General features: G+C 59.3%; 17 protein-coding genes. 11 read left to right on the top strand and 6 right to left on the bottom strand.

The features are described 5' to 3' along the window. Positions 1 to 2 precede the first annotated feature (2 nt). From NZ705_07540 to NZ705_07525, 4 genes are read left to right on the top strand one after another with little or no spacing between them, the layout of a single operon-like run. Positions 3 to 380, top strand: a complete 378-nt coding sequence (locus NZ705_07540) for a response regulator (protein MCS7292809.1) — start codon at positions 3 to 5, stop codon at positions 378 to 380. Further along, on the top strand, positions 370 to 837 hold the full coding sequence (locus NZ705_07535; GenBank protein MCS7292808.1) for a chemotaxis protein CheW: 468 nt from the start codon (positions 370 to 372) through the stop codon (positions 835 to 837). Before NZ705_07540 ends, NZ705_07535 begins: the two co-directional genes overlap by 11 nt. A 2-nt stretch (positions 838 to 839) precedes the next feature. After that, a complete protein-coding gene (locus NZ705_07530) occupies positions 840 to 3,422 on the top strand; it encodes a methyl-accepting chemotaxis protein (protein MCS7292807.1) in 2,583 nt (860 codons plus the stop codon). 4 nt (positions 3,423 to 3,426) lie between these two features. Further along, positions 3,427 to 5,940, top strand: a complete 2,514-nt coding sequence (locus tag NZ705_07525) for a response regulator (protein ID MCS7292806.1) — start codon at positions 3,427 to 3,429, stop codon at positions 5,938 to 5,940. On the opposite strand, the gene NZ705_07520 is transcribed toward NZ705_07525, so the two are convergent. Beyond that, positions 5,861 to 7,375, bottom strand: coding sequence for a cobaltochelatase subunit CobN (locus NZ705_07520; protein ID MCS7292805.1), 1,515 nt, complete (start codon positions 7,373 to 7,375; stop codon positions 5,861 to 5,863). The genes NZ705_07525 and NZ705_07520 overlap by 80 nt on opposite strands. Continuing rightward, on the bottom strand, positions 7,362 to 7,793 hold the full coding sequence (locus NZ705_07515; GenBank protein ID MCS7292804.1) for a hypothetical protein: 432 nt from the start codon (positions 7,791 to 7,793) through the stop codon (positions 7,362 to 7,364). Before NZ705_07515 ends, NZ705_07520 begins: the two co-directional genes overlap by 14 nt. A 104-nt stretch (positions 7,794 to 7,897) precedes the next feature. Here NZ705_07515 and NZ705_07510 point away from each other — a divergent pair, with 104 nt between their 5' ends. Next, the gene (locus NZ705_07510; GenBank protein MCS7292803.1) at positions 7,898 to 9,208 is read left to right on the top strand and encodes a S41 family peptidase; all 1,311 of its coding nucleotides are present in this window, start codon (positions 7,898 to 7,900) and stop codon (positions 9,206 to 9,208) included. On the opposite strand, the gene psb28 is transcribed toward NZ705_07510, so the two are convergent. The 4 genes from psb28 to NZ705_07490 all read right to left on the bottom strand — a co-directional run bounded on the left by psb28 (position 9,205) and on the right by NZ705_07490 (position 12,743). Beyond that, positions 9,205 to 9,546, bottom strand: coding sequence for a photosystem II reaction center protein Psb28 (psb28, locus tag NZ705_07505; protein ID MCS7292802.1), 342 nt, complete (start codon positions 9,544 to 9,546; stop codon positions 9,205 to 9,207). The genes NZ705_07510 and psb28 overlap by 4 nt on opposite strands. 27 nt (positions 9,547 to 9,573) lie before the next feature. After that, positions 9,574 to 10,050 (bottom strand): hypothetical protein, encoded by a 477-nt coding sequence (locus NZ705_07500; GenBank protein ID MCS7292801.1) that lies wholly within the window; start codon positions 10,048 to 10,050, stop codon positions 9,574 to 9,576. Positions 10,051 to 10,294: 244 nt separating this feature from the next. Then, positions 10,295 to 12,469, bottom strand: a complete 2,175-nt coding sequence (locus tag NZ705_07495) for a glycosyltransferase (GenBank protein MCS7292800.1) — start codon at positions 12,467 to 12,469, stop codon at positions 10,295 to 10,297. Between the two features lie 64 nt (positions 12,470 to 12,533). Further along, complete coding sequence (locus tag NZ705_07490; GenBank protein ID MCS7292799.1) at positions 12,534 to 12,743, bottom strand: hypothetical protein; 210 nt, start codon at positions 12,741 to 12,743, stop codon at positions 12,534 to 12,536. Positions 12,744 to 12,845: 102 nt separating this feature from the next. Here NZ705_07490 and NZ705_07485 point away from each other — a divergent pair, with 102 nt between their 5' ends. The 6 genes from NZ705_07485 to NZ705_07460 all read left to right on the top strand — a co-directional run bounded on the left by NZ705_07485 (position 12,846) and on the right by NZ705_07460 (position 21,740). Continuing rightward, positions 12,846 to 13,457: an alpha/beta hydrolase gene (locus NZ705_07485; protein ID MCS7292798.1), complete on the top strand. Its 612-nt coding sequence runs from the start codon at positions 12,846 to 12,848 to the stop codon at positions 13,455 to 13,457. Between the two features lies 1 nt (position 13,458). Then, positions 13,459 to 14,118: a DNA integrity scanning protein DisA nucleotide-binding domain protein gene (locus tag NZ705_07480; GenBank protein ID MCS7292797.1), complete on the top strand. Its 660-nt coding sequence runs from the start codon at positions 13,459 to 13,461 to the stop codon at positions 14,116 to 14,118. Beyond that, complete coding sequence (locus NZ705_07475; GenBank protein ID MCS7292796.1) at positions 14,115 to 14,915, top strand: isoprenyl transferase; 801 nt, start codon at positions 14,115 to 14,117, stop codon at positions 14,913 to 14,915. The genes NZ705_07480 and NZ705_07475 overlap by 4 nt, the downstream gene beginning before the upstream one ends. 71 nt (positions 14,916 to 14,986) lie before the next feature. Continuing rightward, positions 14,987 to 15,949, top strand: coding sequence for a LysR family transcriptional regulator (locus NZ705_07470; GenBank protein ID MCS7292795.1), 963 nt, complete (start codon positions 14,987 to 14,989; stop codon positions 15,947 to 15,949). Positions 15,950 to 15,953: 4 nt separating this feature from the next. Further along, complete coding sequence (gene coaE / locus NZ705_07465) at positions 15,954 to 16,541, top strand: dephospho-CoA kinase (protein ID MCS7292794.1); 588 nt, start codon at positions 15,954 to 15,956, stop codon at positions 16,539 to 16,541. A 93-nt stretch (positions 16,542 to 16,634) separates the two neighbouring features. After that, the gene (locus tag NZ705_07460) at positions 16,635 to 21,740 is read left to right on the top strand and encodes a CHAT domain-containing protein (GenBank protein MCS7292793.1); all 5,106 of its coding nucleotides are present in this window, start codon (positions 16,635 to 16,637) and stop codon (positions 21,738 to 21,740) included. Positions 21,741 to 22,235: the final 495 nt, after the last annotated feature.

Raw genomic sequence — 22,235 nt, 5'->3', positions numbered from 1 at the left:
CCATGGAACCGTGGCCCCGCTTGGTGTTGGTGGTGGAAGATGTGGTGGCTGAGCAGCGATTGATGATGGCCCTCTTGCAGCGGGCGGGGTATAAGACGGTGGGACAACCATCGGCGGAAGCAGCCTGGGCCTGGTTGGAAAGTCATGGCGCGCCGGCGCTGGCGATTGTGGATATTGGCCTGCCAGGGGAAAACGGGCTGGAGTTGTGCCGCTGGATTCGGGCGCATCCCGATTGGCGGGACCTGCCGGTGGTGATTTGCAGTTGCCGAGACCGCGAGGCAGACCGGTTCTGGGCCAAGCGCCAGGGGGCGACGGATTACCTGACCAAGCCCTACACGCCACAGCAGTTGTTGACGCTGGTGCAAAGGTATGTCCGTTGAAGCGCCGCCGGAAAAGTACGTCGTCGTGCGGTTGAGTGACACTGTGCGTTTGGGACTGCCGCAACTGGTGGTGCGGGAGGCGCTGGACATGACCGGTGTGGTAGTGTCGCCCATGCCGGGGGCGCCGCCGGTATTTCGCGGTGTGACCAATCTGCGGGGGAGTTTTCTCTGGGTGTTGGACACGGCGGCTTGGTTGCGCCAGTTAGAGCCGGCCTTGCCCTTGCCCCAGACGCCGGGCCGGGAGGGCTTGGTGGTAACGGTTGGCCAGCGGACCCTGGTGATGACCATCCAAGGCCGGGACGGGTTTTTGCCGGTGACACCGGCGCAGATTCAGCCGTTGCCCCGCTTGCGCCACAAGCATTTGTTTCCCGGCATGACCCGCTGGGAGGGACACCCAGTGGCCCTAGTAGACCCCACCGCCTGGTTTCAGATGTTGCACCAGTTCGCTGCGAGGTAGCCATGGATTCATCCCACGTGCCGACGACGCCCGAATGGCCCACGGATAACCCACCGGATGAGGTGCCCGCAACCCTTGAGCAGGCGGAAACAACGCCGGACCCTCTCCTGCAGCTCTACTTGCAGGGGCAGGAGGCCTGGGAACGGGGCGAGGTGGAGGAGGCGCGGCGGCTCTGGCAGCAGGTCGTTGCGCAGGACCCCCAGGGAAGTTATGGCGCAGCGGCCCAGGCGGCGCTCCAGGCGTTGCCTCCGCCCCTGGTGGCGGAACCTCTGCCGGTTCCCGCACCGAGTTTTTCGCTCCAACGCTGGTGGCAACGCCTACCGTTTCGCCGGAAATTGGCGGCGATACTCCTGGTCTGGACGACAGTGCCGGTGGTGGTTTTGACGCAAATCCAGGTGCAGTCGGTGCGGCAGACCGTGCGGGACAAGTTCGAAGCTGGCCTGCGGCAAGGGGTGACCACCCTGAATGAGGAGTATGTACAGTGGCTGGTGTCGGAGTGCCAGGCCCAGGCGCAAACGGTGGCCCAACTGCTGCAGCGCAATCCCCAGTTGATCACGCAGCCCAATCCCCTGGTGCAGACGCTGTTGACGGAGGGACTGGCAACCAACGAGCCAGCTTATCCGGAGATGACGAAGAACCTGCGGTTGATCCTAGACGCTCAGGGGCAAGTGCGCCAGCAGCACGTGGTGGTGGCCCAGCCGGACCAGCAGGAGATGGGATTGTTGGAACCGGACGCGGCCCTGCCGCCCTATCGCACCCAGCGGGTCACCTTGCCAGCTGACACTAACCTGGGAACACTCCCTTGGGTCCAGCAGGCGCTGACAACGGGCGAGCTGGTGGCGGGTTTGACGCTACTGGCTTCCCAGGCGGAGCGGAGGAAGCTGGGGATTGACGTCCAAGCGCGAGGCGTTGGATTGCTAGCGGTGGCGGTGCAGCCGGTCACGCGCCAGGGGAAGGTGCTGGGGGCGGTGGTGGTGGGCGGCCTGCTCAACCGTAACCACTGGCTGGTGGACCATGCCCAGCGTGTATATGGTTGGCCCCTGATTGGGGTCTACGCCCGCGATATTCAGGTGACAACCAATTTTCCCAATCCTGGAGACCCTACGCGGCGGGCGCTAGGGAAGTTGGCGCCGGCTGCGGTGGCCGAAGCCCTGTTGCAGCGGGGGCAGGACCAGCAATTTACCACCTTGAAGCTGGCCGGTCCAGGAGGACGGCAAAAAGAATACCTGTTGCTGTTTGCGGCGTTGCGGGACTTCAACGACCAACCGGTGGGGTTACTGGCGGTGGGACGGCCACTGCAGGAACTCGAGCGACTGCTGTGGGACCGCACCAGCGCAGCCTACGGGTTGGGGTTGTTGACCCTGCTGTTGGCCTGGGGGTTGGGCTGGTGGGCGGCCACGGTGCTGGCCGAACCGGTTCGTCGGCTGAGTCGCTATGCCAAGGTGCTGGCGCAAGGGCAGTACCAGGAGCGGCTGAGTTTGCCCAGTCAGGATGAATTTGCTCTGCTGGCGCGGGAGATGAGCCAGATGGCGGCGGCCATTGAGACCCAAGTGGCAACCCTGCAACGGCAACAGCAGGAGGCCCAAGCGGCCCGTACCCAGCTCGAGACCGATGTGATTCAACTGCTGACGGACATCGAGGGTGCCCAGCAGGGGGATTTAACGGTGCGGGCGCAGGCCCAAAGCGGACCAGTTGCGGCGATTGCCGATGCTTTTAACGTCACCCTGGCCAGCCTGCGGACCCTGGTGGGGAATGTGCGGGCGACGGCAGACCGCGTGGCAACCTTAGCAGGTCGTTCCGAAGCGGCGGTGGTGGACCTGGCCCAGGCGGCCCAATCTCAGGAACTGGAACTCACCCAAGCCCTGGCGCTGGCGGCGGAAAACGCCCAGGCGATTCAGGCTATTGCCCAAAGCGCTGCCGAAGCAGCGGTTACGGCCCAGTCCTCGCTGGAGGCGGCCCAGGAGGGACAACAGGCGATGGATGCCACCGCCCAACTGTACGACCAGATTCGGGAGGCGGTGGGGAAGACCTCGAAAAAGGTGAAACACTTGGTGGGATCCAGCCAGGAAATCAGCCAGGTCTTGGCCATCATTCAAGAAATCAGCGTCCAGACCAACCTGCTGTCGTTCAACGCCTCCCTGGAGGCGGACCGAGCGGGGGAACACGGCCAGGGCTTCCGGTTGATTGCCGACGAGATTGGCCAACTGGCCAACCTGGTGCGCAAGGAAACCGCCCGCATCGAGGCGCTGGTGCGCAACATCCAACGGGACACCGCCGACGTGTCCCACGCCATGGAAAGCAGCACGGGTGCAGTGGTGCAGGGGGCGTTGCTAGTGCAGAAAACGCAACAGGTATTGCAGCGGCTGGCGGCTCTCTCAGCCCAAATAGCCGCCTACCAGGACGCGATTGCCCAGCAGACCCGTAACCACTCCCACGTGTCCAGCCAGGTGCAGACGGCCATGGAAAACGTCGCAGCCATTGCAGCGACCACTTCTGGCGCAGCGCAAGAGGTGGCAGCGGCGCTTCAAGAACTAGGGGAAGAAGTCCAACAATTACAACGGTTTGTGCAACAATTCCGCCTGTAGCGCTATGAATCCCGTACCTTTGGACAACGACCTGTTGACCAACCTGATGGCCGAAGCCCGGCAGGGGTTTCTGGAGGAGGAGGCGCCCCAGTACTTGGAAACCCTGCGCCAGGGCATTGCGGCTCCCCAGTGGGATTACGACAAGCTGATGCGGGCCGCTCACACCCTCAAAGGCGGCGCTGGGACGTTCCAGATGCGAGCGGTCCAGACCTTGGCCCACCACCTGGAGGACTTGCTGGAGTTGATGGGTCAGCGCAGCTTGCCGGAAGGGGAACCCCTGGTGCGGCGAGGGGTGGAGGAACTGGCCTGGCTGTTGGACAATGTCGATGACCCCCAGGTGAGCGCTGACCCGGAACTGCTCGCGGCCATTGCCGCTCTCGTGGCCCAGGCCCAGCCAGCGGCTCCCAGCCCTGAGGAGGAATTGCGCGCGGCCTTAACCGGGGCCTTGGAGGACTGTCTCCAGGTGGCTGAGGGGCGGTTGCAGCAGGGAGACCTGTCCGCCTGTCAAGAGCTCTGGGAGAATTGTGTTTTCCTGGCGGAGGAACTGAAACTGCCCTGGCTGGCGGCAGCAGTTGCCCCCCTGCGCGACCAACCGGAGATGGCCTTGGCCCAGCAGGTGATTGCCCAGATTCGCCAGGAACGGGACCAGTATCTGGGATTGACGCCGGCGGTGCCCGCAGCGCCCACTGACCTGCCCGCTGAACCGGAAGTCTTGACTGCTGGGCCGACCCAGGTGCGTTTGCCCCTGCAGACGGTGGAATTTCTGGCCAACACCGGCGGCGACCTCCTGCTGTACCTAGAAAAACTGAGCGGCCAACAAGAGCAGTTGGAGGCCACGATCCGCCACCTCAAGGAACTAGTGGCCGGGTTTGAACCAGTGCGGGACCGAATGGACGAGGTGTATGAACAGTTGGCGATGCCGCACCGGGCCACCGAAGGCAGCGAGTTTGACCCCTTGGAGATGGACCGCTTTAGCGCCCTGCATGAAACGCTCCAGGCGTGCCAGGAGTTTGTGGCCCAGGTGAGTGAAAGCGCCGAGGACTTGGACCTGGTCACCCGCAGCACCGCCCGGGAACTCGTGAGCTTACGCCGCAACCTCAACCAAATCTACAGCGAATCCACCAAGGCCCTTCTCAATCCTTTTCACACCTTGACCGGCCCCTTTACCCAAAAGATCCAGCGTCTGGCCCAGCGCTACGGCAAACAGGTGCGGTGTCATGTGGAGGGGGCGGAGGTGTTGTTGGACCGGGTGTTGCTGGAGCGACTCAAAGGCCCCCTGACCCATTTGGTAAACAATGCCTTTGACCACGGGATCGAAACGCCCGCCGAACGTCTCCAGCAGGGCAAACCGGCGACCGCCCAGATCACCCTCAAGGCGCGCATCCAGGGCAACCAGGCGCTGATTAGCATCCGAGACGACGGGCGGGGCGTGAACCTGGCGCGGGTGTACCAGAAGGCGCGGGAGCGGGGATTGACCCAGGCCCCCTACGAGGAACTCAGCCGGGAGGAGCTGCTGAACTTCCTGTTTATCCCCGGCTTTTCCACCAGCGAGCAGGTGTCGGAACTCTCGGGTCGGGGGGTGGGCCTGGATGCCGTGCGCACAGAGATCCGCCAGTTAGGGGGCACGGTGGAGATTACCTCTGAGCCGGGCCAGGGGACCGAATTCACCCTGCGATTGCCGCTGGCGGTGAGCTTGCTGCCGCTGTTGATTGTACGAGCGCAGGGGCAGCTCTTGGGTTTCCTGGCCGACAGCGTGCTAGACATCCTGCGGGAAGTGCCCCGCGGGTGGGACTGGACCCAGCCGCTGACTTTGCCCTGGCGCGACCAGGAAATACCCGTTTATCTGCCCGAGCACCTATTGGCCTACAACCAATCCCTCGACCCCCCCTTGGCCCAGGCGATTCTGGTGCTGGCCGGCCCCCAGGACCAGCCCTTGGGGCTGGTGGTGGACGAACTGAGCGAGGTGCGCCAGCGGATGGTGAAGCGGATCGAGGAGGTGTTTCCCCTGCCTACCTACTTGGTGGGTGCGGCGGTGTTGCCCTCAGGCGAGTCCATTCCCGTGCTTTTGCCGAGTCAACTGCGGCGTCCTGGTGCCCATCCTCCGTCCTTGCCCTCGCTGGTGGCTGAATCCCCAGTCACTAAGCCGACCATCCTGGTGGCGGAAGATTCGGTCTATACGCGCCGGATCATTAGCAGCGTATTGGGCCAAGCCGGCTACGATATCCTGGCCTGTCGCGATGGGCAAGAGGCCTGGGAAACCCTGCTGCAAAACACGGACAAGGTACGGCTGGTGCTGACGGACCTGGAGATGCCCCGGCTCAACGGCTGGGAGCTGGTGCAGAGCATTCGGGAACATCCTGCTACGCAGGGATTGCCGGTAGTGATGCTGACGTCGCGCACTGGCGACCGGCACCGGCAAAAGGCGGCCCAACTGGGGGTCAATGGCTATCTGGGGAAACCCTGCAATCCCCGGGAGCTGTTGACGACGATTGGGCGGTGGGTCCCCCTGCCTCAATGAGGGCCTCGGCGGCGTGGATAACGGACCGCAGGTGTTCCAGAAGCGCCGGTTCGGCCTGCGCCCAGAGACCCCGCTGGTGAGCTTCCCACAACCGTTCGGCCAAGCGGCGCAACGCCCAAGGGTTGGTCTGGGTAAGGAATGTCCGCACGTCGGGGTCCAGCAGGTAGGCCTGGGCAATGCCCGCGTACAGAGCGTCGTCCACCAGGCCGGTAGTGGCGTCGTAGGCGAAGAGATAGTCCACCGTCGCCGCCAGTTCAAATGCGCCCTTGTAGCCGTGGCGCCGCATCGCCGTGATCCACTTGGGGTTGACCACCCGCGTGCGGTACACCCGTCGCAACTCCTCAGCAAGGGTGCGAATGCGGAGATAGGGCGGGCGGCTGTGGTCGCCGTGATAAACCGCTGGCGTTTGTCCGGTCAGGGCGCGGATGGCCACCGTCAAGCCCCCTTGGAACTGGTAGTAGTCATCTGAATCAAGAATGTCGTGCTCCCGGTTGTCCTGGTTGTGGAGCACGATTTGGGTGTTTTGCAGGCGTTGCCGAAGCGCCGCTAGCGCCGGTGTGCCCCACGCCTGGTCGGTGTAGGCATAGGCACTCCAGTTCAGGAAGGCCGTTGCCAAATCGGCGGGTGTCTCCCAGTTACCCGCAGCGATTAGCCCCTGGAGTCCAGCGCCGTAACTGCCCGGTTTGGGGCCAAACACCCGAATATAGGCGTGGTCGGAGGGCCATCCCTGGGCTTGCAGGTCTTGAGCGACGTGGGCCGCCAGGGGATTGTCTGCAGGCGATTCCGGCAGAGCTGCCACCGCCCGCACCGCCTGGCTGAACAAATCCAGCAGGTGAGGAAAACTGTCGCGGAAAAAGCCCGACACCCGCAGCGTCACATCCACCCGCGGGCGACCCAGGTAACTCAGGGGAAGAATTTCAAACCCCACGACCCGACGACTCACGCCTGACCACACCGGACGTACCCCCAACAGGGCCAGCGCTTCGGCGAAATCTTCGCCCCCATTGCGGATAGTTGCTGTGCCCCAGATGGACAGGGCCAGCGTGCGGGGGTATTCCCCCTGGTCCTGCGTGTAGCGCTCGATCACCGCCTGAGCCGCCTGTTGACCCAGGTGCCAAGCCGTTTCCGTCGGGATCGCCCGGCTGTCCACTCCATAGAAATTGCGCCCGGTGGGCAGCACTTCAGGACGACCTCGGCTTGGCGCTCCTGCTGGTCCACTCGGGACATACTCCCCCGCCAATCCCCGCAGCAGATGCGTTATTTCCTGGGGCGTTTGCCGCAACCGCGGCAGGAGCGTAGTCGCCAGCCAGTCCAAAACCTTTGCTGCTTCCGGCCCCGGTGGGGGGTCGTAGGGTTGACCCTGCAGGAGCTGGTCCACCCATACCGCCGCCTGCGTCTCTAGGGCGGCAATCAGGTCCCGCCTAGGTCTGTTCACTCTCGGGAGGGGGCGAGTCGGGTTCGCGCTCTAGGGTTTGGTTCAACCGGCGAACGTACTCGTCGAATGCCTGCTTGACCAGCCATTCCGGCGCGCTGGCATCCCGCAGTTGTTGCCAAAACGGGCGACTCATTAGTTGGATCAAATAATCGCAGCGGCCCTGTAACCCGTCCTGCTGGGAGTCAATGTGTTTCAGCCCCTGCTCCAGCCGGTCCCAACGCCCCTCCAGATTATCCCAGATTTCTCGGATGAGCTTAGACAACTCCCGAATGCATTGGTGGGCGTCCTCCACCTGCTGGATCAAGGCTTCCACCTGACGGGCCAGCACCTGGTTTTCGTGGGCCAGGCGCTCCACAATGTCCAAAATGCGGCCAAGATTTTCCGGCGTTACCGCCAAGGGTCGAGACGTCCCACTCATAGATGCGCCCACACGCGTAACGCTATTGTAACTCAAACCGCCCGCCGCCACCGCGCCCATCGGTTAAATTAGAAGGAATCCCACCCTCGCACACAGGTAGAAAGATGACCGAACGACACCACCTCGGGCCGTATCTTGGGCTAGCAGGGCTGATAGTTGGCACCATTGCATCAGCGGCACCAGCCCCCCTCGAAAACAACCCCAAGGCCATCCTGGACGAGGCCTGGCAAATCGTTAATACCCACTATGTAGACCCCCAGTTCAACCGGGTCAACTGGCAAAAGGTGCGCCAGGACCTGCTCAGCCGCGAGTACACCAGCAAAGCCCAGGCCTATGCAGCCCTGCGGGCGGCTCTGCAACGGCTGGGGGACCCTTACACCCGCTTTCTCGACCCCCAGGAGTTGCAGGCGTTGACCAACCAAACCGCCGGCGAATTTTCCGGGGTGGGGGTGCGCTTGCGGCTTGACGACGCGCAGGAACCGCCGCGCCTGCAGATTGCCGATGTGCTAGAAAACTCGCCGGCGGCCCAGGCTGGCCTTCAGGCGGGGGATGAACTGATTTCCATCGCCGGTCGGAGTACCCGCGGCATGACTCTGGAGGACGCCAGCCGCCTTCTCCGCGGACCTGCGGGAACGGTGCTGCGCCTGGAAATTCGCCGTCCGGGGGACACTGAAACCCGCTCCCTGCAAATCACCCGCGCCTGGATCGAAACCCCAGTGGTGGACTACACCCTGAAGCGGGAACAGGGACGCGCCATCGGTCTTATCCGGTTGCAAGGGTTCAACGCCCATGCCGCTGAGCAGATGCGCAAGGCGCTCCAGGCGCTGCAACAGCAGGGGGCGCAAGCCTACATCCTAGACCTACGCGGTAATCCGGGCGGGTTGCTCAGCGCCAGCATCGAAATCACCCGCATGTGGCTGTCTCAAGGGCGCATCGTTAGCACCGTCGGGCGCCAGGGGGAACGGGAAGTGTTCCAGGCCAACGGCACCGCCTTCGTCCAGGAACCCCTTGCCGTCCTGGTGGACCACCGCTCCGCCAGCGCCAGTGAGATTCTAGCCGGTGCTCTCCAGGACCACAAGCGCGCTGTTGTCATCGGCACCCCGACCTTTGGCAAGGCTGTGGTGCAGGCCGTTCACCGCTTGAGCGACGGCTCCGGGCTGACCGTGACCGTGGCCCACTACTACACCCCTTCAGGACGGGACATTGCTCGCAAGGGCATCCATCCCAATCTAGTCGTGGCGATGAGCCGTGCTGAGCGGCAATCGCTCCCCGAACGTCTCGCCGACACCACGCCGCGCCGCGACCCCGTTTATGCCCGAGCAGTGGAATGGCTCACGAAAACCTTGGCCGGCCAGCGGACGCGACCCACCAGCTATCAGAGCCGGACCTCCACGGTGCCGCGCCCTAGCAGCTAGGCTGGGCTAAATTCCAGCCCCATTTGTCGGGCGTAGCGTTCCATAAACCGCATAAACCGGTCCCACTCTTCGGGCGAGCGCATGATGTACCGCGCCTCGATGGCATGGGGTTTGCCATTGCGGAACTTGGCGCTCACCTCGCGGGTGACCAGTTCCCCCTCCTCATCCACCAGGTACATGCCGGTGATTTCCCCGAGATTGGCCTCCGAGCGCTCCAAAACCCTGGGTTGTTCAAAGCGAAAGCGGGCCGTTCCATTGGTGCCATCCCGCGAGCGGGTGAGATAGACCTCGGGTACAGTTTCCTCATCCAAACCCCGGATAAATTGAATCGCCGCCATACACAACCTAACTACCAACAATTTGGTTTAGCTTAGCGCGTTTCGCTTGGGTAAGACCACCAGGTAACGGTCGGGTTCTTGGCCTCGGCTGACGGTTTCCAGGTCCTTGTACTGCTGAAACAGAGTGTGAACCTGCCGCCGTTCCGCTGCCGAGAGATGGGGAATGGCCACCTCCTTGCCCGTTGCCCGCACCTGTTCGGCGGTACGCGCCACCAGAGCCGCCAGCTCCTTTTCCCGCTTGGCTCGGTAGCCCGCCAGCTCGAAGGTGAAGGGAAATTGTTCCTCCGGGGGCAAATGCAGGTTCAGGTTCACGTTAGCCAGGTACTGCAGCGCATCCAGCACTGCCCCTTGCGGTCCCAGCAGTATGGGCACATGGGCTGGGTCTTGGGGCTCAATCACCAACCACTGCCGCTGCGGGTCAATGCGAACCGACGCGTTGATCCGGGCCATGGCAAAAATGGCCTGTAACCACTGTTGCCCCCGCGTCAACTGCTCTAGCGACATCTCTCATCCCTACGCACTCTCTTTGTCCATTATGCCCACTTCGCCCCGCTATCCACGTCTTCAGGAACTCTAAAAGCCCTTGGGGCTGGGGGGATTGTTTAGAGTGAAGTGGGTACGATTTTGTGGTACAAGATGTCAAGATTTGCTCCAGGTCAAACACAAAACGAATGGGTTGATTTATGATGGGGATCAAGGCCAAACGTTAATAAATTGGTTTTGAGAGGATTACAAAAAATGCAATCAACTATGATTCGTTGTCCGAATTGTGGGCAATACGCCCAGCGTTTTTTTCAAAGGGAGTCGGGCTGGCTGGAAACCCAATGTCCCCACTGTGATTACCTGCTGGTGCAACATCCCCATAGCGGCCAAGTGATTGAGGCCTATGCCCCCGGCCTATACCCCTAACCAAAGCCCGCAGCAACCAACCCAGCGACTGCCATTCGCCCGGCACTTGCATTTCGAGCCATTGACCTGGTCGGCAAAAAAGCAGGGGAATGAGCTGACGTTCCTGGTCTAGGGTCAGGTCGGTCCAGGTCAAGTGGACGCGTCCGTTATCCAGGGGTTCCAAGTGGGCGGTGAGGGTGAGACCCACCTCCGGCAAGTCAACGGTGGTCGGGCCAGCCAGGAGGCGGCCTTGGGTTAGTCCCACGCAGGCGCCCGTCTCGGACAGGTACTCGCTGACGCCCCAGGCGGTGGTCGTTCCTTGCTGGAATCGCACTAGTTGCCGCAGGGCAAACCAGGGGTAGGGGGAAGGTCGGGGCGCGTCCACCAGGGCCAGACAGGCCAAGCTCAACATCAGCAGGTTGTACCCACTCCACAGCCAAAGCCACCGCCAGCCCTGAGTGGTTATCACCCAGACCAAACCGGCGACATTCAAGCCCCAGCACAGCAGCAGCGGCGCAAGCAGGGGCCAATGCACTACAGGCCGGTCATAACTCAGACCCTTGGGGGTCACGCGGAAGCCCGGACCAAAAGGGCGCAATAGCGTCGCCAGCACCGTTCGGCTCACAGGCCAGCAGGTCACCAGGGCGTACAGGTCGGACACCACTGCAGCCCGGCTCCGACCGTTCAGCCAGGGCCAGACGATGAATTGGGCTAGGTAATAGGGCAGGAAGTAATAGACCACCTCCACCGCCGTTGCTTGCAGGGGCAGTACATTCCCCAGCATCACCGGCAGTGGCAGCAGCAGAAACCCCAGGCGCGCCCAGCAACTGAACCAGTGCAGCAACCCCTCCAGGTGGGCCAGCCGTTGCTGCCAGTTCAACCCTGGAATCGTCAAGGGATTGCAATCCAGAAATAGCCCCTGCACCGTCCCCCGCGCCCAGCGCAACCGCTGCTGGATATGGGCTGCTATCGTTTCCGCCGCCAGTCCAGCACTCAGCTTTTCCGCCAGATAGACCACCTCATAGCCCAGGGCCGAGAGCCGGATGCCCGTGAAATAGTCTTCGCACAGGGAGTCGGTGACAAACCCGCCGATGGCCTCCAAGGGCGCGCGCCGCACAACAAACGAGGTGCCGGAGCAGGTCACCCCCTGCACGCCGTCCCGCATCGGCTCGACCTGGCGGTAGAAGACCTCCTCCTCCGGCGTCAGCACCGCCGTCAGGCCCAGGTTGTAGGCAATCGGGTCCGGGTTGTAGAAGGTTTGGGGCGTCTGTACCAGGGCGACCCGCGGGTTCTGGAAAAAGCCCACCGTGCGGGTCAGGAAATTGCGGGTGGGGACAAAGTCTGCATCAAACACGGCAATCAATTCCCCCCGCGTCAACGCCAGGGCGTGGTTCAAATTCCCGGCCTTGGCGTGGCGGTTATCGGGACGGGTGATGTACTCGCAACCCAACGCCTGGGCTAACGCCCGAATCTCTGGGCGACGGGTGTCGTCCAGCAGGTAAATGGTCTTGGGTTCGTAATCCAGAGCCTGGCACCCTAGAATAGTGCGCTTCAGGATAAAGGCGGGTTCGTTGTAGGTGGGGATGAGAATGTCCACCGAGGGCCGGTAGCGACCCTCCATCACGGCGAGACTGTAGAGATCCGCTTCGGGTCGTCGGTCGCGCGTTTGCACCATCAATACCAACTGTATCCATCCCCCAGCCGACCCCAGCACCTCCAGGCCCAAGACGGCCAGGGAAAACAGGGCCAATCCTGGCGATTCCCAGCGCAGGGTCGCCAGCACCCGCCAGAGCAGATACCGTCCTGCGAGCACGAGAAAAATCGCCAGTACCCAAAAGCGGGACCATCGGCTCGGTCGCGGAGAGGCACGGGTAAGCCACCAGCACAGGGCCACTGGTAGCCCAACGCTCACCCACAAAAGCAGCGGATCGCCCACCGGTGGCGCCAGCCATTCTCGTAACCAAGGCGTGAGGGCGCCCATCCAGCCCAGACCAAGAAGCCAGAGCCATCGGCCCAACCGTCGTCCCGAGAACATTGCCCCACCAGAGGCCACTCCCTGCGCCCCTGTCACCGATACGCAAACTGATCGGCAACGGTTTCTACCGAGGGGGATAGCCCGGCAAATTTCCCTTCTCCAACTGGCGCAGCATCCGTTGGGGGGCGCTGGCCTGGGCCACCTCTACCATGCGGTCAAGCGACGTTTCCGCCACGTACCGCAAGGCCGCCGCCAGATATTCCCGGTGGGGACAGGCCTCCCCGAGCACACAGCCGTTGACACAGGCTTCGGCACAGTTGATCGTCGGTTGCATAGGATTGTTAAGAATTCTAAATACTTCCACTTTACCCCCTGATGCAGGTACTTCGCAAAGGGAGGAACCCCACTGCCAAGGAAAAGTCTTGGTAAAGTGCTAATGGACAGGGTTTCAGGGAGCAAAGTAATGGTGGGCGTCATCCTGCGGCGGACAGTGGCTGGCATGGGATTGGTTTGGGGATTGTGGGCCGCGCCGGCGTGGGCGGCTGAAAGAATCCTGATTCGATTCGGGCCGCTGACGACCCCTGTGGAGGTCAAAGAACTCCAGGCGCTGGCTGCCACTGGGCAAGCGTCAGAGCGACTGGCCACACTGCTGGGGCTAATGGGGTTAAAGGCGTCCGACGCCCAGCGGTTTCTCTCCCAGGCCGTGCCGATTACGCGGGCCAACCTAGACCGGATGCTCAACAGCTTTGTGGGTAACGTGATCCTCAGCCAGATGGCCACCTTCGTGCAACCCGCCAACGGGGGGGATGGGGTCGCCGCCCTCAAAACCGGCCTGACCCAGGCGGTGCAGAACAACTCTTTGACCCTGCTTAACCTCATCCAGAGTTACCCTGGCGACATCACCCTGGATGCCCAGCGCGGCATGACCATCTACCGGCAAATCCAGGCGGACGCCCAAAACCTACCCCAGGTGCTAGCGGCGCTGGACGAGGTGCTGCCATTGTTCGTGCCAGGGTTTAGGTTCAGCGCTGGTTGCCCACCTCGCTAGGATGGAACGCTGGGATGGGTTACTGGTGGCGGGTATCTTGGCGCTGTTGCCCGTGGTGTTGCCAAGGCAAGGGCTGTGGGTGGCGGTACTTGCCGCTCTTGCCATCCTAGCCCAGGCGCAGCGCTTGCCCTGGACGGCCCAGGGATTGGGACTCATGGCGGTGCTGGTGGGAGTGTTGCCGACCTGGCAGTGGCGGCGCACCGATTGGCATCCCCCAGCCACCGATATTGACATCCTGGTGCAGACAGTCGCCGAGTGTACCCAACGCCGCTGGGGTGCCCTACTGGTGCTATCGAATCCCCAAGCGACCATCCCTAGCACCTTACCGGGCGTGTCGATCCAGGCCCGTCTATCTGTGGAGTTGCTCCTGAGTCTGCTGTCCCCCCTGAGTCCTCTACACGACGGCGCCGTGGTGCTGGGCAATGGCCTGGTGGTGGCCGCCGGCGTGATTGTGCCCATCTCCACTGAACCCCTGGCGTCTGGGCTGGGCACGCGGCATCGGGCGGCGCTGGGAGTCACGGAACAACAACCCAACTGCTGGGCGGTTGTGGTGTCGGAGGAAACGGGGCAAGTCGCTTTGGCCTGGCGGGGACAACTGTGGGCCGATTTGACGCCGGCGCAACTGCGTGCCCATCTGGAACAGAAAAAAAATCGCCTATGATGCTCATACAGGCGTTTCCATCTCTGCCGGTGACCAGCATGATGACCAACCACCAGGGGAATTCGTCCCTGTTGACGTTGCCTGCTGATTTAGACCCCCAACGGCTCCCCCAGCATGTGGCGGTGATCATGGACGGTAATGGTCGTTGGGCCCAAAAGCGCCACTTACCGCGGTTTGTGGGGCATCAGCAGGGGGTGGCCGCCCTCAAGGAACTGGTGCGCTGTTGCCGGGACTGGGGGATTCCCCACCTGACTTGCTACGCCTTTTCCACGGAAAACTGGGGCCGCCCCAGCCTGGAGGTGGAATTTCTCCTGACCCTGTTTGAGCAGGTGTTGCGCCAGGAACTCCAGGAACTGGTCCGCGAGCAGGTGCGCTTGGAATTCGTCGGCCATCTGGCGGCCCTTCCGCCAGGGTTGCAAGCCCAAATCGCCGAAGCGGTGGAACTCACCCGCCATCACGACCGGGTCTGGCTGACGGTTGCCACCAACTACGGGGGACGGCAGGAAATTGTGCAGGCCTGTCAAACCCTAGCGCGTCAGGTGCAGCGGGGGGAACTGGCGCCTGAGGACATTGACGAAACCCGCTTTGCCCAGCATCTCTACACCGCCACTAGCCGCGACCCCGATTTACTGATCCGCACCAGCGGAGAGATGCGGCTGAGCAACTTTCTCCTGTGGCAGGTTGCCTACGCCGAACTCTACGTCACCGACACCCTCTGGCCTGACTTTGACCGGGCCTGTTTCCACCAGGCGCTGCGGGCCTATCAACAACGCCAACGCCGGTTTGGCCGCCTGTGACTGGAACGAACGGGACGGGTACGTATAAAAATAGTTAATAACTAAACTGCTCGTTTGGCTTGGCCCCTGCTATGAACGAACTACCCTTTACCCTAGATCAGTTGCGCATCTTGAAGGCGATTGCCGTCGAGGGAAGTTTCAAGCGGGCTGCCGACAGCCTTTATGTCTCGCAACCGGCGGTGAGCTTGCAGGTGCAGAACCTGGAGCGCCAGTTGAACGTGCCCCTATTTGACCGGGGGGGACGGCGGGCGCAACTGACGGAGGCGGGACATCTACTCCTGCACTACGGCGACAAAATCCTGGCCCTGTGCGAAGAGACCTGCCGAGCGCTCGATGACTTGCAGAACCTGCAGGGGGGTACCTTGACTGTTGGGGCATCCCAAACCACCGGCACCTACCTGATGCCGCGTTTGATTGGCCTGTTTCGCCAGCGCTATCCCCAGGTGTCGGTGAAGTTGCAGGTGCATTCCACGCGGCGAACCTGCTGGAGTGTCGCCAATGGCCAATTGGATCTGGCCATTATCGGGGGAGAAGTGCCGCCGGAGTTGCAGGATTCGCTGGACGTGCGGGCCTTTGCCGAGGACGAACTGGTCCTCATCTCGCCCCCCAAACACCTAGGCGGGCGGGGCGACGTCATCACCCGCGACGAACTCTACCAACTGCGCTTTATCGCCCTGGAGGCCCAATCCACCATCCGCAAAGTCATTGACAAAATTCTTAGCCAGTACGACATTGACACCAGCCGCTTCCGCATCGAGATGGAACTCAACTCCATCGAAGCCATCAAAAATGCTGTGCAGTCGGGCCTGGGGTCAGCCTTCGTCTCTAGCTCGGCCATTACCAAGGAACTGGAATTGGGTGTCCTGCAGCGAGTGCGGATTGAAAACATCACCCTGCGGCGGATCCTTTGGCTGGTCTCCAACCCCAATCGCTACCAGTCCCGCGCCGCTGAAACCTTTGTGCGGGAAATTCTCCCCCTATTTCCCAACCTGCTTCCCGATGCCCTGAAAACACCGGTGGGGGTGCAACCCTGATGGGGTGGTCATTGGCCTGACCGGCGGGATCGCCAGCGGCAAATCCACCGTCACTCAGTACTTGCAAACCCGATACCGCATTTCCGTCTACGATGCTGACAGCTATGCCCACCGGGCGTTGGAGCCAGGGACACCAGTCTGGCAAGCCCTAGTACAACGGTATGGGGCCGCTGTGCTGTTAGCGGATGGGCGCATCAACCGGTCTTGGTTAGGGGAGCAGGTCTTTGGGAACCCCGCCGAACGGCGCTGGTTAGAAGCGTTAGTCCATCCTTGGGTGCGACAATGCTACACCCAAATTTCTCCTGCTGATGGGCCGGTGGTGTTCAGCATCCCGCTTTTGTTTGAAGCCCAGATGACCGACCTGGTGCATCAGGTGTGGGTGGTCTGGTGCACGACACAGCAGCAGTATCAACGCTTAGTCAGCCGCAATCGGTTGACCCCTGCGCAAGCCCATGCTCGGATTAGCGCCCAATTGCCCCTGCCCCTAAAGATGCTCTGGGCCGACCAGTTGTTGGACAATTCCGGGACGCTCGACCATCTGTATCAACAGGTGGACCGATGCATTCAACCCCTGTTGCCACCGAGGGAATGACTAGTGTAAAAGACTTTCTGGAACAGAAGCTGCTGCGAAAAGATGACTGTATCATCTCGTTGCAAAGTGAGAGCGTGCGGGCGGCGAAGACTGATGAACCGGCAGTTGTGGCTATGGGTCTCGCTTGTTTTTTGGATGCTGCTGACCGGGCGAGTGGCTGCCGATTCCATCACCCCGGCGGCTGATGGTATTGGCACACAGGTGCAGCGGCTTGGTAACCGTTACGACATCACTGGTGGTCACCAGGCCGGTCGAAATCTCTTCCACAGCTTCCACCTGTTCAACGTTGGTTCTGGTGAGATTGCCAATTTCCTGGCTCAGCCGGCCCTACGCAACATCCTAGCCCGCGTCACTGGTGGCTTTCCGTCCCAGGTGCATGGCGTCATCCAAATCACGGGCGGACAGCCAAACTTATACCTCATGAACCCCGCCGGCATCCTGTTCGGCCCCCAAGCGACCTTGAACGTGCCTGCAGCTTTTATCGCCACTACCGCCAACCGGCTTGTCTTTCCAGGCGGCAGCTTTCCAGCCTACGGCCCTGCTGATTTGAGCCAACTCACGGGTGACCCATTGGGGTTGGCCTTTGATGGCAAAAACCCGGCGGCAGTTATCAACGAAGGGAAACTGACCATCAACCCGGGTCAGAGCATTGGGTTAGTCGGTGGGCAAGTCATCCAAACGGGAACCATCCAAGCGCCAGGAGGAACCATTACCATCGCCGCTGTGCCTGGCGAAAACCTCGTGCGGCTTTCCCTGCCCAGACAAATACTCAGTCTGGAATTGCCTCCGCAGCAACTGGCCAAGGCCCTTGATGCCGAAGGAGCGTTGCCCTCGGTGCGCCTGCCTGAACTTCTCACGGGTGTACAGACCTTTACTGTGCATCCCGATAACACGCTCCAGGTCAGTGGTGCTGAGACCCGCATCCCCGTGAAGTCAGCAACAGCCGTGGTTGCCGGGCAAGTGGACGTGTCGTCAAACCAAGGGACAGGAGGCCGAGTTGGGATAACGGGCCAGCAAATCGCTTTGGTGAAGAGTGAGATCGACGCTTCTGGGGCCACGGGTGGTGGCCAAGTGTGGGTTGGAGGGGACTTCCAGGGCAAAGGGCCATTTCCCAGGGCGGCATATACGTTTATCAGCCAGGATACGCACCTAAGGGCCGATGCGACGGGCAAAGGTCGTGGGGGACAGGTCATTGTTTGGGCGGACAAGGCGACGGATTTTCGGGGCGTGATTACAGCAAAGGGTGGACCTCAAGGGGGCGACGGTGGGTTGGTGGAGGTCTCAGGCAAACAGACGTTGCGCTTTACAGGGCGGGTAGAGACGATGGCTTCTCAGGGGCGCCCAGGCACTCTTTTGCTCGACCCCGAGACCTTGCGAGTAGTGGCTGGCCGGGGACCTGATGATGCTGAGCTGGCTGATAACCAAATTCTGTTTGAGGATGGCCCTGGCGCGACCTTCACTATCGGGGCGGCGACACTTCTAGAACAACTGCGTGTGAATGATGTGAAGTTAGCAGCCGGTAACATCCGGTTTGAGACTGATCTGGTGGGTTCTTCACAACTTCCTACCAACTTTTTTGCCCAAGCAGAGAGAAGCATTGAAGCCGTGGGCAATATTGTACTTGCCAATGTTGGCGTTGCACTTGCAGGAGAGCAGATTGCTATCAACAATATTACTGCCAGGGATGTCTTTTTAGCGACTGCTAGTGGTATTAAAACAGGAGATATCCAGGCTGACTCAAATGCTTTCATTGGAACTTTGAAGGGTAGTGTTGTAACTGGAAATATCACCGCTGGCTCAGAAGTGAATTTGTTCAGCAATGAAGGTAGCATTACCACTGGCAATATCAACGCGGGCTCGAAAGTTTTCTTAGGCGAGGGCGATATTGCAACTGGAAATATCAAAGCTGGCTCAGAAGTGAATTTGTTCAGCAATGAAGGTAGCATTACCACTGGCAACATCAAAGCTGGCTCAGACGTTCTCCTTCTTGCTACTAAAGGTAGTGTCAACATCGGAAATATCACCGCTGGCTCAGAAGTGAATTTGTTCAGCAATGAAGGTAGCATTACCACTGGCAATATCAACGCGGGCTCGAAAGTTTTCTTAGGCAAGGGCGATATTGCAACTGGAAATATCAAAGCTGGCTCAGATGTTCTCCTTTTTGCTACTAAAGGTAGTGTCAACAGCGGAAATATAAGTATTGTGGCAACCGATGTTATTAGTGTGGGCAACATTCAATCAAACTCCAGTGCCTTCCTATTTAGTAATAAGGGGGTTCAGACTGGTAGTATTAACTCCGGTGCAGATACGCGTGTGAGTGCTCAAGGCAGCATTCAAACTGGTGATATCAGAACAGGATTAAAGGTCTCCGTGACGAGTGATGGGGGAGATATAACAACTGGCGAGATCAGGGCTGGCCTGGACACTAATTTATTCAGTGACGGTAGTATCAAGACGGGGAACATCACCGCCGAAGGAAGCTCATCGTTGGTCGCTAAGAGTGATATTGTAGCTGGAAACATTAACACGAATCTGGATGCAATTTTGCGTAGTTCTCAGGCTGGTATTACGACTGGAAGCATTGACGCCAGAGGTAAATTAGGCATTCAAGCGAAAAGCGAGATTAAAACCCGTGACATCAAGGCGGGGTTATCTGCTATCCTATTTAGCGAGAGTTCCGTTCAAATTGGCAACATCCAGTCTAGTTCAGATATTCGTATAGTCACTGCTGGAGGTAGTATTACAACTGGTAGAGTAGATGCTGGATCAATGGTATTTCTAAACGGGGAAACCCGTATTACAACTAGTGACATCAGTGCTCTATCGGACATTGTCATATCCAGTGCTCAGGGGGATATTGCGACTGGTAATATCATAGGCGAGAGTATTTTCATCAGTACTATTAGTGGCGATATCAAGACTGGTGACCTGAATGCTCAGCTTCAGATTGGGCTTTTTAGTACTCAGGGCAGTGTGACAACTGGAAATGTTGGAGTAGAGGAAGGTCAGCTTGTCATTCTAGCTAATACTGGAGTTAAGGCTAATGACATTAACATCAAGTCAGATAGCGCCATCTTGTATAGTCGGGGGAGTATTGAAACTCAAAACATTAAAGCAGCAGGGTTAAGTTATATTAGAGGTAGGGACAAAATTACAACCGGCGATATTAATACTGATAGAAATATTACTGTCTTTAGTGGTGACTTTGTTTTATATTTAGTTGAAGATAGGGACTTTGGTCTCCTGGAATTTTCTGGACGTGGCGGTGATATTCAGACTGGCAATTTAACGGCAAACGGCACTATCCGTGTAGCGACGGGCGGAGGTAAGGTCGAGACGGGTAATCTCACGAGTAATGGGCTTATCTATGTTTTTGCACCCAACTCCATTAAGACGGGATTCATTGACAGCAGCGTGCCGGCTGCAAGCGGTGGTGATGTCTGGCTAGTGAGTAAAGGCCCTATACGCGTTAGGGATGTAGGCCCAACAGGGTTCAGTATCAACACCAATGGTGGAAATGTTCTGGTTCTGTACGAAGGGGCTAACTCGTTTGTAGTTGGCAGTGCCAGTGTCAACAGAACAGCTGGCGGTGTGACTACGGGAGAACTTTCGATTCTGCCGACTCAACAAATTCGCTCTCGACAATTTGAAGCGAGGGGGAGTGGTGCGTTAAGAGTTGGACGATTCAGTGAAGAGAACCGATTACCGTCAAACCGTTCTATATCCGTTTTCGATATACGAGATTTTGACATAGCTGTGGGGTTGATTGAATTGGCATCTGTACTGGAAAGGCTGGAAATTCGACGACGGAATTTGGGCCAAATTCGTCTCTCCGACATTGACATTCGAGTTCCGACAATACCTGCTGTAGAAAATCAACTGGCTACTGCTCAAACCAGCGACGTCGCTTTCAATATTCTTGGAACGTTTCTAGAAGATTTGAAAGCGGGAAATTATGCTGCTATTGTGAGTCTAGACAATTTATTTACCAACGAATTCAGCCGTGCCTTAGGTGTCCAACCCATTAATAACCTGAATTCGGTTGAGAGTATTGGTGATACCCTCAGCCGGTTAGCCCAAGAAACCGGCAAACGACCGGCTGTTGTGTATGTCATGGCCGATGACCAGCAATTGACCGTTGCCGCCATCACCTCAGCAACTCGCCTTGGCCAGCCTGGACAAGGAGCTTCTGCGACCTTCCCGATTATTCGGGGCATTCCGGAAGCGAGGCGCTCGGAGTTGATGCCAGTTGTCGAACGTTTTGTCAACACCCTGCGCGACCCACGCCAGCGCACCAGTGATGCCTACCTCCAAGATGCCCAGCGCTTATATCGCTGGTTGATCGCACCCATTGAATCCGAACTCCAGGCCCGTGGCATTAATACCCTGCTATTTGTGCTGGACAGTGGCCTGCGCCTGTTACCCCTAGCGGCCCTGCACGATGGCCGGCAATTTCTGGTGGAAAAATACAGTTTCTCCCTGATTCCCAGCGTCAATTTGGTGGATCTGCGCTACCGCAACCTGCGGGCCGCTCAGGTGCTAGCCATGGGAGCGGACACCTTTGCGACCCAGCCCCCCTTGCCAGCGGTGCCAGTCGAACTCCGGCTCATTACCCAACTGTGGCCGGGTCAGGCATTCCTGAATCAGGACTTCACCGTGGAACGGCTCACTCAAGAGCGGTTGCAGCGCCAATACGCTATCGTTCACCTAGCAACCCATGCGGATTTTGTTCCTGGTCGTCCGGAGAATTCCTACATTGAGTTTGGCAACAATCAACGGCTACCATTGCCTCGCTTGCGACAGTTGCCTTTGCGTCAGCCGGAACCGGTTGAGTTATTTACTCTGAGTGCCTGCCGCACGGCAGTAGGCGATATTAACAGCGAGCTGGGCTTTGCAGGGTTGGCAGTGCAGGCGGGTGTCAAAAGTGCGCTGGCTTCTCTATGGTATGTGTCAGATGAAGGAACACTAGCTCTGATGAGCGAGTTCTATCGAAACTTGCAACAGGCCCCCATCAAAGCTGAAGCGTTGCGTCAGGGCCAGATTGCCCTGTTGCGCGGACAGGTGACACTCAAGGGTGGGGAGTTGCAGGGTCCGCAAGGAGCTGTGTCGGTACCGCCAGTGGTTGCTCAACTGGGGAACCAGCTTCTCAATCATCCTTACTACTGGGCGGGGTTTACGCTCGTGGGTAGCCCTTGGTAATCATTTTGCTTGCCGTTGCCGGCATGGGTAGTCCTATTCTTGTAATGGTTAAAATAGGGGTAGTTGGATTTGGGCGAAGCCATGAGTACAGCTAAGCCATCTCTGCTTGTCATATCTTGGGGTCGCAGAGCGCAGCCCCATCTTGGGTTTTCCTACTATCGCCCTGACAAACTGAAGCGGCTCAGCTATACAATCACTTACTCTCGTTGCCAGTCTCAAAATATTGTGAAGTACGGTCGTATCCATAATGGAGAACAGCTATCGGCAATTTACGCCTGAAGCTAGGAAAAAATACATTTCTAAAGCCCAAAGGCAACTTGTTAGAGCGACTCTCAATTGCCGCTATCTCACGAGTGACTGGAATTTCACAATCTTGGCTGTATAAATACATCAGAAATGATGGATGTTCAGCCCCACGGCGATGAAAAGATAGAGCTGGAATGCGACGAGATAGGGTCGTTTTGCGGCTCGAAAAAGCATCTCCAATGGCTCTGG

Source organism: Gloeomargarita sp. SKYB120, from assembly GCA_025062155.1.
Classification (GTDB): Bacteria; Cyanobacteriota; Cyanobacteriia; order Gloeomargaritales; family Gloeomargaritaceae; genus Gloeomargarita.
Note: the sequence above shows the minus strand (reverse complement) of the source record. Positions and strands in the feature narration are given on the sequence as shown.

Bases quoted from the DNA above. Each gene is read 5' to 3' on its own strand.
- NZ705_07540 (MCS7292809.1), top strand. From the start codon at position 3: ATGGAACCGTGGCCCCGCTTGGTGTTGGTGGTGGAAGATGTGGTGGCT.
- NZ705_07535 (MCS7292808.1), top strand. From the start codon at position 370: ATGTCCGTTGAAGCGCCGCCGGAAAAGTACGTCGTCGTGCGGTTGAGT.
- NZ705_07530 (MCS7292807.1), top strand. From the start codon at position 840: ATGGATTCATCCCACGTGCCGACGACGCCCGAATGGCCCACGGATAAC.
- NZ705_07525 (MCS7292806.1), top strand. From the start codon at position 3,427: ATGAATCCCGTACCTTTGGACAACGACCTGTTGACCAACCTGATGGCC.
- NZ705_07515 (MCS7292804.1), bottom strand. From the start codon at position 7,793: ATGAGTGGGACGTCTCGACCCTTGGCGGTAACGCCGGAAAATCTTGGC.
- NZ705_07510 (MCS7292803.1), top strand. From the start codon at position 7,898: ATGACCGAACGACACCACCTCGGGCCGTATCTTGGGCTAGCAGGGCTG.
- psb28 (MCS7292802.1), bottom strand. From the start codon at position 9,546: ATGGCGGCGATTCAATTTATCCGGGGTTTGGATGAGGAAACTGTACCC.
- NZ705_07500 (MCS7292801.1), bottom strand. From the start codon at position 10,050: ATGTCGCTAGAGCAGTTGACGCGGGGGCAACAGTGGTTACAGGCCATT.
- NZ705_07495 (MCS7292800.1), bottom strand. From the start codon at position 12,469: ATGTTCTCGGGACGACGGTTGGGCCGATGGCTCTGGCTTCTTGGTCTG.
- NZ705_07490 (MCS7292799.1), bottom strand. From the start codon at position 12,743: ATGCAACCGACGATCAACTGTGCCGAAGCCTGTGTCAACGGCTGTGTG.
- NZ705_07485 (MCS7292798.1), top strand. From the start codon at position 12,846: ATGGACAGGGTTTCAGGGAGCAAAGTAATGGTGGGCGTCATCCTGCGG.
- NZ705_07480 (MCS7292797.1), top strand. From the start codon at position 13,459: ATGGAACGCTGGGATGGGTTACTGGTGGCGGGTATCTTGGCGCTGTTG.
- NZ705_07475 (MCS7292796.1), top strand. From the start codon at position 14,115: ATGATGCTCATACAGGCGTTTCCATCTCTGCCGGTGACCAGCATGATG.
- NZ705_07470 (MCS7292795.1), top strand. From the start codon at position 14,987: ATGAACGAACTACCCTTTACCCTAGATCAGTTGCGCATCTTGAAGGCG.
- NZ705_07460 (MCS7292793.1), top strand. From the start codon at position 16,635: ATGAACCGGCAGTTGTGGCTATGGGTCTCGCTTGTTTTTTGGATGCTG.